Source organism: Mesorhizobium sp. M5C.F.Ca.IN.020.29.1.1 (assembly GCF_003997375.1).
GTDB classification, from domain to species: Bacteria; Pseudomonadota; Alphaproteobacteria; order Rhizobiales; family Rhizobiaceae; genus Mesorhizobium; species Mesorhizobium wenxiniae.
Genome location: NZ_RZSW01000222.1, coordinates 1 through 9,586, shown reverse-complemented (window position 1 = coordinate 9,586; position 9,586 = coordinate 1). Strand labels below are relative to the sequence as shown.

The following is a 9,586-nucleotide window of genomic DNA, read 5'->3' as shown; positions in this document are numbered from 1 at the left end:
AGTTCGCGCTTTCGCATGCCTGCTGGCTTGTCACCTATCCGCTGGCTGGATGGCTGGGCGTCAATTTCGGATTGGCGGCGACATTCGTGATCCTCGCCTGCATCGCGGGTGCTGCCCTGATTGCCGCATTCCTGGTGTGGCCAGCTTCCGATCCGGAAGTGCTTGAACATCCGCATCCCGGTCTTCCCGAGGATGATCCGCATTGGGCGGAGGGGACGCACCATTCCGGATATCGCCATGCCCACGCCTTTGTGATCGATAAGCTGCATCCGGAATGGCCGCGTGAGCCTTGAGCGGCAGCGCGTGATTCGGGCCCGGGCATGTTGCAGACGATCATCGAACTCCAACGGGACATCTATCTCGCCTTCGCCGGGCACATAAAGGCGTTCGCCCAGGACGGAAGCTGGAGCGCTCTGGCGGCTTTCCTGCCGATGGGCATCGTGTTCGGGGCGGTGCATGCGATGACGCCTGGCCACAGCAAATCGGTGTTGGCGACTTACCTGGCCGGATCGTCAGCCGGATTCGGGCGCAGCCTGACGGTCTCGCTTGTCCTTTCCGTCACCCACGTCACCTCAGCGGTGCTGATTGCACTCCTGTCACTTCCGCTGGTCTCGGTTGCGCTGGGAAGCGTCGGCCGCGCGCCAATGCTGGAGGATTTGAGCCGAGGCCTTCTCGGCCTCATTGGTGTATGGATGCTATGGCGAGCCTTCCGGCACCCAGTTCACCCGCATGACCACCAGGAGGGCTTCGCCGTCGGAATCATGGCAGGCCTGATCCCATGTCCTCTGACATTGTTCGTCATGACGTTCGCCATGATCCGCGGCGTGCCGGAAGCCGGCATCGCATTCGCGGTGACCATGATGGCAGGGGTCGCGCTCACGCTGTCGGCCGTCGCGCTCTTCGCGGTGTTCTTCCGCATGCAGCTGGTCAACCTTTTGAAATCGCGGCCGAAGCTTGTCTCTGCTACGATCCGCTCGATCGAAGCGGTCGCCGGCGCCATCCTGGTTGCAGTTGCCGTCCATGAAATTCTCTAAGATCGCCGAGGATTCAGCCGAACCAGTCATTCGCCGGTGATCGAACTCGCCACAATCATGCCTTCTCCCGTCGAAGCCGGGAACTTGAGATTGACGAACTGCTTGCGATCCCCGGCAATCAGTATGTAGAGCCTGGACACCTGCACTTCGTTCCGCTCTTCGGAAATCTTCTCGGCATCGGTCCGGGTGAAAAAACTCTTCAGGAACGATTCGACATGGACGTCAACGATAGCGACGGTGCAAGTCTGCACCGCCTTGCCGTTCAGCGTCGCCTTCGAAACGCCGACCACGGTGCCTTCCGGCATGGCCTTGCCGGTCGCCCTCCACCCTCTCATGGCTCGTGCGTTTTCGAGTGGAGCCAGCTTCGCAAACGCGTCTTCAGCAATCGGCTCCCATCCAAGCCCGTCGGCGGCGGCCGTTGTCCGGTCGAAATCCGGTCCAAGGGCGAGGCAGGTACTATGGAAGCTTTCCAACGCCTGCTCGACATCGACGCCGGCAAGCGCCGGGAATGCCGTGAGGCAGAGGATCGTTACCCCTAGTATTTTGATGCAACGGGACATTTTCGCCTTTTGGCCTACCGCATCGGCGCGCTCGACCAAGAACTGAGTAGTTGCGATGGCGAGCAACCCACGCTCAGGAATAGCAGCCTGAGAATAGGGCGCAGAAGTCGCCGTGACGGCCTCCTTCCGATGCGCTTTTCGCCACCGGTTAGCCTGATCGGCGCCTTGGTAAGCGGGAGAATGCCTTCGCCGCAGAGGAGAGTCCAGAGAGCTTTAAGCGGTTGGTAACTAAGCGGCTGGCTACCGATGCGTGACAACGAGTATGTTTCGGGCATGTTGGAACGCGATGGTGGGAGGAACTGCCAAGTTCGCCGCTCTGCTCATCGCCCTTCGCCACCTCGGACAATTATTGGCCAGATATTGGACGATAGAGCGACGAAATTCTTCTAAGTTCTTGAAATTTCTGGTTCCCGCTCATGGGCTCGAACCACGATTCACGCCTTCAAAGGGCGCTGTCCTACCATTAGACGAAGCGGGAGTAGAGGAAGTGAACGCTGTCTAGCACTTTCTCATCCGCGCATGAAGCCGCCTTCATGCCGTCATCTGCTTGAGCACGAGACACGCCCTTTTCAGCAGGGCCTTGTAGAAGATAGGAGCAATCGCCGTGATTAAAACCGACCTCTCTGACGTCTACCGACACTACATTGCCTGCCTGAATAAGCAGGACTGGCCGAAGCTGGGACAATTCGTTCATGATGAGGTGATCCACAACGGCCGGCGGCTGGGGTTATCAGGTTATCTCGAAATGCTGGAGGGAGACTTTGCTGAAATTCCGGACCTTCATTTCAACGTTCAGATGCTGATTTCCGATCCGCCCTATATAGCGAGCCGGCTAGCGTTCGACTGTACGCCGAAAGAAATGTTCCTTGGCCTCCCAGTAAACGGGCGGAGAGTTTCCTTTGCTGAGAATATTATCTACGAATTTAGTGACAAAAAAATTGTACAAGCATGGTCTGTTATAGACAAGGCGGCTATCGAAGCTCAGCTTTAGGACGATAGATTGTCGCGTATCTTGCCTCAAAGCAGTCTTTACGATGCTAGACAATGTGCCTGAGCCTAAACTCGCGTTATGGCCAACAGCCACGCCAGAAGTTCCAGCAACAATAGAAACAAGGCAAGCTGTAGCGACATGCGCAAGCGCTGAATGATCCGCCAATTGCTGGCCATGTCGGTTTTAATGCGCAGCGCAAGCGCGCGGTGCATCACATCCATGGTGCCGGAAGGGTCTTTATCGACAAAGTCCTGGAGCAGCTGCTCTGGATCGAAGCGGAACGTATAGGCGTAGTAGGGCCACAACATGATCACGACCAGCAGCCCGATCAGGAAAAGCAACGCCAGCGCCAGCCAGTCCCACAGCCCCAGTCCGTCCAGGAGAGCCCTGCCGCCGAGGAGAGAACTCACGAACGCGGTTGCAAAGATCAGATTGCCCGCTCGCGTATTGAGGCTCTCCACCACGTTCTGCTGATGCAGGAGACCCCGCACCGCTTCCGCATAAACAAAGGCCAGGCGGGGGTCAGATGCCGCAGCGGGCTGGGAGTGGTTTTCTCCCGCCGATGAAGAATGCTCGGCCATGAGGTGTCGTTCCGCGTTCCGATATGAACCACGATATGAACAATGGCAGCTGCCTGTCTACCGCCTGTCAAGGACCCCGGCCTTGACGCCTGAACACATTGCCCCAGATTACGCGGCGGAGTTTCAGCTATGCGATTCGACTGGCAGGGGCGCAAATTCCTGGAACGGCATTTCGGCATTGTTATCGCAATTGGCCTGGTTGCAGGGCTGTCTGCCCTGGCCGCGCTGGGCTACACGCCTTAAGCCTCGGATTCAGCGCCAAATCCCTAATGTAAGCGAAAGGCAACGGTGCGACGCTACCAGACCGGCGCCACGTGCATTTCAATGCATGACGATGTTTCGCCCCGATATCCCTGCAAAATGCTGCGCTTATTGCGGCGGGCGCGACCACGGCTACGAAGACTGCCCGAAGCGGAAAGCTGACGCCGAACAGCAGAAGGAGCCGGATGTCGATCCAGCCCCAAGCCCGGTATCGGGGATAGAAAAGCCCGACAAAACCGCAGCCTGAACCATCCCGGTGACTGGATCCAATCGGACGAACCCGGCCGCTGCCGAGCGCCTATCGTTTCTGCTGCGTGTGCCCAACGGCATTGGCGAAAGAAATGTCGCCCTTGATCTCGCGCATGGCCATCGAGGTGATCGTCCGGCGCACGCCGGGCAGGCGGCTGAGCTCGACGCGCAGCATCCTGTCCAACGCCATCATGTCGACCGTCACGATCTGCAGGAGATAGTCGGCCTCGCCTGTCGTGGCGTGGCAGCGCTGGATCAGTGGGTGCGCCTGGACGGCGGCCTCGAAGGCTTCGGAAAGCTCGAAATCGATCGACACCTGGATGAAGGCTTCGATGCCGAAGCCGAGTTTTGCCGGGTCGATCCGTGTCGAGTAGCCGCGGATGATGCCGGCGTCCTCCAGCGCCTTGACCCGCTTCCAGCACGGCGTCTTGCTTAAACCGACCTCGTCGGCCAGCACAGCGAAGGAGGTACGCGCGTCGCGTTCCAGCGCAGCGACGATCTTCCGGTCAAGGGCATCCATCATCAAACGTTCTCCAAGACGGCTCCATAAATGGGAGTTCGTCCTTCAATTCTCGCTATTTGAATAACAGAATGGAACAATGTTCAAGCCAAAAGCGCTTATTCTTCAGGCTCGGATGCCCTCAACCGACGGCCGGGCAAAGGAGCAGCTGCCATGCACAAGCCGGACTATTATGCCCGCATCGAAGCGCCCGAGATGCGCGACTACGGCGTCTACCTCAGGTGCGACAAGCTTCTCGCCTGCCAGAAGCCGCTGGCCGAGATGGTGAATGCCGACGAGCTGCAGTTCCAGATCGTCCATCAGGTCGAGGAGCTGTGGATGAAGCTCATCACCTACACGCTGGTCGATGTCGTCGACTTCCTCGAACAGCAGAACACGCATCGCGTCGTTACGCTGATGGGGCGCGTGCATCGGCTGATGCGCATGATGACGGCGCAGCTCGACCTGCTCGAAACCATGTCGCCCAAGGAATACCAGGAGATTCGCCTGCAGCTCGGCAATGGCAGCGGCCAGGAATCGCCGGGCTTCAAGCTGCTCTTGCGCATGCCGCCGGACCTGTGGCGGGCCTTCAAAGCGTCCTATCTCGATGGTCGCGGGCTCTCGGTCGAGGATGTCTACGATATCAGGTATGATCACGGCGACAGCTATGTCGTCGCCGAGGCGCTGATCGAATTCGACGAGCTGTTCCAGAAATTCCGCGCCAATCATCTCTACCTCATCCACCGTTCGATCGGGCTAGGCTCGAAATCGCTCAAGGGCCGGCCGGTCGAGCTGCTGCAGGCCGGCGCCCTTCATCGCTTCTTCCCGGAGCTGTGGGACATACGCTGCGAGATGACCGACCGCTGGGGCAGCCAGTACGGGACGGTGCGGGCACCGATCAGCCATCCGGAGGCGGCAGCCGAGTAGGCCGCTTCGCGCCCCGCCGGAGTCTCACGGCTGATAGCCGAGGCAGATGGCGCCGAGTGCGACGATGGCGCAGGCGGCGATGCGCCGGGGCGTCAGCACCTCGCCGAGAAACAGCCAACCGATCAACGCCGCGAAGATGACGCTGGTCTCCCGGATCGCCGTGATCGGGCCGGCCGGCCCGAGCGCGAAAGCGGCGACCACGAGGCCGTAGGCCAGCAGCGCGAACACGCCGCCGCCGAGCGCCTTAAGCGTTTCGGCAGAGCGAACATCGACGACGAGCCGGCCACGGAAGGCAATGAAGGCTGCCGGCAGCAGGGCACCGTAGATCAGCAGAACCCATGCGGTGTAGGCAGTGGCGCTTCCCGACTGACGAACGCCGATCGCATCGACCGTCGCATAGGCGGCGATGATCGCACCCGCCGCCAGCGAATGGAGGATCGATGTGATGTCTGTCCGTCCCTTTCCCAAGGCAAGGCTCATGATGCCGCCGGCGACGAGCCCGACGCCGAGGATTTGCGGTATGGCGAGATGCTGGTTGGCCAGGAGAAATCCGCCAAGCGTGACCAGCAGCGGCACGCTGCCGCGGACGATCGGATAGACCTGGCCCAGTTCGCCGTTCCTGTAGGCGGCCACCAGAAACATGGTGTAGCCGACCTGCAGGCAGGCCGAGAGCACGACATAGGGCCAGGCATGGGGTGCCGGAAACGCGCTGGAGATCGCCAACGGAATGGCGACCACCGTGCTCGAAAAGCTCATCACAGTGACGGTCCACAGCCTGTCGGCTCCGGTTCGCAGAAAGGCGTTCCAGCTTGCATGCAGGATTGCGGCAAGCAGTGCCAGCCCGATGACCGTCGCGCTCATGGCGCGGTCATGGCGCTGGGAGCGGCGATGATGCTGAAGGCAGCCTTGCGGGCATCGCAAATGGCTGTGTCGGCCTGTCCCATCTCAGCCATGAGAGTTGCCCCCTCGATGAGCATCAGCAGCGCCGCCGCCGTGCTTGCGGCCCGGTCGGGCGGCATGATGTCCTCGAGGATGGACTGCATCCTGCGCCTGAGGCCGTTCTTCTGCCCGGCGACGGCCTTGAACACCGGGTGCTCTGGGTTGCCAAACTCTGCCAGCGCATGCGCAAACAGGCAGCCGTGGAAATCGGCGCTGCGAAACCAGCGCTCGTACCAGTCGAAGATGGTCGCGATCTTCTGCTCGGGCGTGACGGCTTCTTCCGCAAGGCGATCGAGCTGACGGTCGAAACGCCGGGCGCGATAGTCGAGCACCTGGACGATCAGATCGTCCTTGCTTGGGAAGTGACGATACATCGTCATCTTGGCGACCTCCGCCTCGGCGATGATCCGGTCGATGCCGGTGGCATGGAAGCCGTCGCGCTTGAACAGTGCATAAGCGGTTTCGACGACGTGCCTGCGCTTATCGGAGCCGAGCGGCGATGATGAGATCATGGCTTGTCACCCTAAGATGTGAGACAGGTCTGTCTATTAACTAGGCGAGGAACTCCCGTCGGTCAAGGCCGTCGCCGGATCCTGGTGATGAACGTAAAACAGCAGCGGTGCTGCGACGATCGCAGCCGGACGGTTTATTCATGAGGGGACAGGGCATAGAAAGTTTCGGCCGATGTCGGATTTGCGGCCGACCGATCGTCCTTGGGTCGAAACCGTCGCAACAGCTGGGAGAGAGACATGCCGTCCGAAGTCCTTCAAACGCCATGGCAGACCGCCGCAATCCTCATTGGCCGCCTGATCTTCGCGGCTGTCTTCCTGATGGCGGTGGCCTTCAAGTTCATGGATATGGGCGCCACCGCGGGCTACATCGCCGCCGCCGGATTTCCGTTCCCGTTGTTTCTGGCCTGGTGCGCGGCGCTGCTCGAAATCGTCCTCGTGCTGTGCTTCCTGACCGGCGCTTTCTTCTCGCAGGCCGCTCTTGTCGCCGGCGCCTATGTGCTGTTCCTCGGTTTTGCCTTCCACGGGCCGTCGCACTGGGCCGGCAACCAGGCCGAATTCGGCTTCTTCGTCGATCATTTTACTTTCCTGGCCGGGCTGCTGTTTGCCGCAGTGCACGGGCCGGGCCGCGTGCTGACGCTGAACCGTGAATTCGCCAGATCCTGATCCGGGAGCTGCGGTCGCAAAGTACGGAGCAGGCCGGCGGCGTAGTACGATATATTTGCCGCCCCTAATGTTTCGGCTCGGCGAAGATGGACTTGTATTGCCTCTGTAGTTGTGACTTTGAACGCGATAAGCAAGACGCGGGTCTTTGGGGGAATTCATGAACATCGCCATGCGTTTTGCTGCCGTCATGGTCGGCACGTCACTGCTTGCCGGCTGCACCACGCTGACGGAAGGAGAGTTCAACACGATGCATGCCACACTTGAAGGCAGCCCTGCCGTGAAGCGCATGGTCATCAAGGACTGCATTGCAAGAGAGAGAGCCACACCGCTCGGCCAAAAGAAGACTTACGCCGCGATCATGGATGTGAGCGTGGCGAAGTACGAGACAGCCTTCTGCAGCCGTATCAGCAATGCCCTTGCCAATGGCAGGCTGACCTACGCCGACTATGTGAAGCTGCATTCGCCCACCGCCGACAACAGCAAGGTCATCAGGATCATGCAGGGCCGCTAGACTGGCCGCCTCGGCGCGTCAGTTCTGTTCGCCGCCTCACATCTGGTCGTTGTAGGGTTCCTTCATCTGGCCGACCATGCGCGCCAGTTTCGAGAACGACGGCATGTCCGCCTCCGGCTGACACTGATTGGCCAGTTCCAGCAGCCGGATCGGGAAGTTGACGGCATCGCGGCTCGACGCCGACATGCCTTCGGACCGCTCCTCGCTGGTCTCGCTGGCTTCGGCTTTGCGCAAGGCGATGTCTATCTCCTCGACCGTCAGCACGCCCTTGCGGACCAGGACCTGATTGATCGATGCGACGGCCATCAGCAGGCCTTCGAGTTGCAGATTGGCGACATTCATGGCTTTGCTCCCATTGGCAAAGTTGCAAACGCGCGAACGCCGGTTCCGATCCGGACAGCTGCAGCATATCGCGGCGCGGGCCCGAATTTTGGGCCGGCCCACGAGATTTCGCTTGCTTTGTGACGGCAGCTATGCTAGGAATATAGTCATGGTGCTGAGTTGCGCCAACGACCCGCCCGCCGAGGCGGGTTTTTGTTTTTAGCCTTCTCGAACGTTTGTGCCTGTGTTGCCGATAGCAAATGTCGGCGGGACAGCACCCCCTCTGTCCTGTCCTGCCGGACAGAGGGGCGCGAACGATCGCGACCCTTCCCGTAACCAATACTGCACCTCCCAGAGACCCCCAATGTCCAACCGTTATGCCACCATCATCATCGACGATGACGGCCGTGAGGTCGTCAGCGCCATCGGCCAGTTCGAGGGCGTACCCGATGCGCGCCTCGGCCGGGTCGAGCCGGTCGCGGACGGCGTGCGGATCGGCATGGTCCGGGGCGGTTCCGTCGATGCGGTCGGCGGCTTTGGCTTTGCCGTGGGAGCACATGGTCTCGACGCCCGTGCGGTCGGTATGGTCCGCGCCAGGCTGAAACAAGTGTCACGACCGGCCGCCGAGGCGACCGAGGGCGCGACCGGCGCCGCCAGAGCGCCGCGCGCCAAACCCCGCAAGAAGCCGCGTAAGGCCCGAAGGGCTGCACGGCCGGCGGCGAGCAAAGCGGCGAAGTCCGACACAGCCGGGGGCACTGCGGCCGGGATCGGGCCAGCCGAGCCTGTCGGGGCCGCAGCCAATGACTGACAAAGCTTCCGCCGCCAAGTCGCCCGGTCGCGCCAGGCGCAAGCCGCCCGGCACACCGGCGCGGCCGCCGGCGCCGCGCCCAAAGCGGGCGAAGAAGACGCTGGGCGATGGTTTCCTCGAAGCGATCCGCGCCGATTTCCGGGCGCATGGCGCCGGCGTCATCGCCGAGGTTCGCACCGAAAAGCCCGACCAGTATCTGAAGATCGTGCTGTCGGTATTGCCCAAGGATCTCGGCGCCAACATCAACACTCTGGATGGATTGAGCGATGACGAAATCAGGCAGCGCATCCGCGGCCTCGAAGCCGTCCTCGGGCCGTTCCTCGCGGGCCTTGGCGGCGAAGAAGGAGTATCTGAGCCTGCTCAGGGAACTGGACCGCAGACGCCGCACTAACCAGCTTGCCGCCTACCGGCCTTACCTCAGGCAGGCCGAGTTCCATGCGGCGGGCGCGACCAACCGCGAGCGGCTGTTCATGGCCGGCAACCAGCTCGGCAAGACAAGGGCCGGCGGTGCGGAATGGGCAATGCACCTCACCGGCCGCTATCCCAGGTGGTGGCAAGGCAAGGTCTTCGACGCGGCCGTGCGGCTGTGGGCGGCCGGCGTTACCGGCGAAGGCACGCGCGACAACCCGCAGCGCATCCTGCTTGGCCCGCCGCAGCAGCCGGCGGCCTGGGGCACCGGCATGATCCCGGCCGACGCCATCGTCAGCACGATGGCCGGACGGGCGTCGGG

The 9,586-nt window shown here is 61.4% G+C and carries 14 protein-coding genes, 1 tRNA gene and 1 pseudogene; 9 read left to right on the top strand and 7 right to left on the bottom strand.

Annotated features, from left to right (window positions below):
• Together EOA85_RS37555 and EOA85_RS18530 are read left to right on the top strand one after the other, a co-directional pair.
• Positions 1 to 293: pseudogene (locus EOA85_RS37555) on the top strand (MFS transporter); the annotation flags it as partial.
• Between the two features lie 27 nt (positions 294 to 320).
• Entirely contained in the window at positions 321 to 1,034 is a 714-nt protein-coding gene (locus EOA85_RS18530; protein ID WP_127210691.1) for a sulfite exporter TauE/SafE family protein, read from the top strand.
• A 26-nt stretch (positions 1,035 to 1,060) separates the two neighbouring features.
• Here the strand turns inward: EOA85_RS18530 and EOA85_RS18525 are convergent, their stop codons facing one another.
• Positions 1,061 to 1,594: a hypothetical protein gene (locus tag EOA85_RS18525; RefSeq protein ID WP_127210690.1), complete on the bottom strand. Its 534-nt coding sequence runs from the start codon at positions 1,592 to 1,594 to the stop codon at positions 1,061 to 1,063.
• 404 nt (positions 1,595 to 1,998) lie between these two features.
• A tRNA-Gln gene (locus EOA85_RS18520) sits at positions 1,999 to 2,072 on the bottom strand.
• Positions 2,073 to 2,198: 126 nt separating this feature from the next.
• On the opposite strand from EOA85_RS18520, the gene EOA85_RS18515 reads away from it, so the two are divergent.
• On the top strand, positions 2,199 to 2,585 hold the full coding sequence (locus tag EOA85_RS18515; protein WP_127210689.1) for an ester cyclase: 387 nt from the start codon (positions 2,199 to 2,201) through the stop codon (positions 2,583 to 2,585).
• 65 nt (positions 2,586 to 2,650) lie between these two features.
• Here EOA85_RS18515 and EOA85_RS18510 read toward each other — a convergent pair whose 3' ends face one another.
• On the bottom strand, positions 2,651 to 3,166 hold the full coding sequence (locus tag EOA85_RS18510) for a hypothetical protein (protein WP_095520879.1): 516 nt from the start codon (positions 3,164 to 3,166) through the stop codon (positions 2,651 to 2,653).
• Positions 3,167 to 3,725: 559 nt separating this feature from the next.
• On the bottom strand, positions 3,726 to 4,199 hold the full coding sequence (locus EOA85_RS18505; protein WP_127210688.1) for an Lrp/AsnC family transcriptional regulator: 474 nt from the start codon (positions 4,197 to 4,199) through the stop codon (positions 3,726 to 3,728).
• 150 nt (positions 4,200 to 4,349) lie between these two features.
• Here EOA85_RS18505 and EOA85_RS18500 point away from each other — a divergent pair, with 150 nt between their 5' ends.
• A complete protein-coding gene (locus EOA85_RS18500) occupies positions 4,350 to 5,102 on the top strand; it encodes a tryptophan 2,3-dioxygenase family protein (protein ID WP_065009063.1) in 753 nt (250 codons plus the stop codon).
• Between the two features lie 24 nt (positions 5,103 to 5,126).
• Here EOA85_RS18500 and EOA85_RS18495 read toward each other — a convergent pair whose 3' ends face one another.
• Complete coding sequence (locus EOA85_RS18495) at positions 5,127 to 5,963, bottom strand: DMT family transporter (RefSeq protein WP_127210687.1); 837 nt, start codon at positions 5,961 to 5,963, stop codon at positions 5,127 to 5,129.
• On the bottom strand, positions 5,960 to 6,550 hold the full coding sequence (locus EOA85_RS18490; protein WP_082982461.1) for a TetR/AcrR family transcriptional regulator: 591 nt from the start codon (positions 6,548 to 6,550) through the stop codon (positions 5,960 to 5,962). Before EOA85_RS18490 ends, EOA85_RS18495 begins: the two co-directional genes overlap by 4 nt.
• A 240-nt stretch (positions 6,551 to 6,790) precedes the next feature.
• Between EOA85_RS18490 and EOA85_RS18485 the strand changes: the two genes are divergently transcribed.
• Positions 6,791 to 7,216, top strand: coding sequence for a DoxX family protein (locus EOA85_RS18485; RefSeq protein ID WP_127210686.1), 426 nt, complete (start codon positions 6,791 to 6,793; stop codon positions 7,214 to 7,216).
• A gap of 157 nt (positions 7,217 to 7,373) precedes the next feature.
• Positions 7,374 to 7,727: a hypothetical protein gene (locus EOA85_RS18480; RefSeq protein ID WP_127210685.1), complete on the top strand. Its 354-nt coding sequence runs from the start codon at positions 7,374 to 7,376 to the stop codon at positions 7,725 to 7,727.
• 36 nt (positions 7,728 to 7,763) lie between these two features.
• On the opposite strand, the gene EOA85_RS18475 is transcribed toward EOA85_RS18480, so the two are convergent.
• Positions 7,764 to 8,069: a hypothetical protein gene (locus EOA85_RS18475; protein WP_023803842.1), complete on the bottom strand. Its 306-nt coding sequence runs from the start codon at positions 8,067 to 8,069 to the stop codon at positions 7,764 to 7,766.
• A gap of 343 nt (positions 8,070 to 8,412) precedes the next feature.
• Between EOA85_RS18475 and EOA85_RS18470 the strand changes: the two genes are divergently transcribed.
• The 3 genes from EOA85_RS18470 to EOA85_RS18460 all read left to right on the top strand — a co-directional run.
• Complete coding sequence (locus tag EOA85_RS18470; protein WP_127210684.1) at positions 8,413 to 8,856, top strand: hypothetical protein; 444 nt, start codon at positions 8,413 to 8,415, stop codon at positions 8,854 to 8,856.
• Positions 8,849 to 9,247, top strand: a complete 399-nt coding sequence (locus EOA85_RS18465) for a hypothetical protein (protein ID WP_245485855.1) — start codon at positions 8,849 to 8,851, stop codon at positions 9,245 to 9,247. Before EOA85_RS18470 ends, EOA85_RS18465 begins: the two co-directional genes overlap by 8 nt.
• Positions 9,186 to 9,586 (top strand): terminase family protein (locus tag EOA85_RS18460; protein WP_245485857.1); only part of this gene is annotated, 401 nt, incomplete at its 3' end. The genes EOA85_RS18465 and EOA85_RS18460, both read left to right, overlap by 62 nt.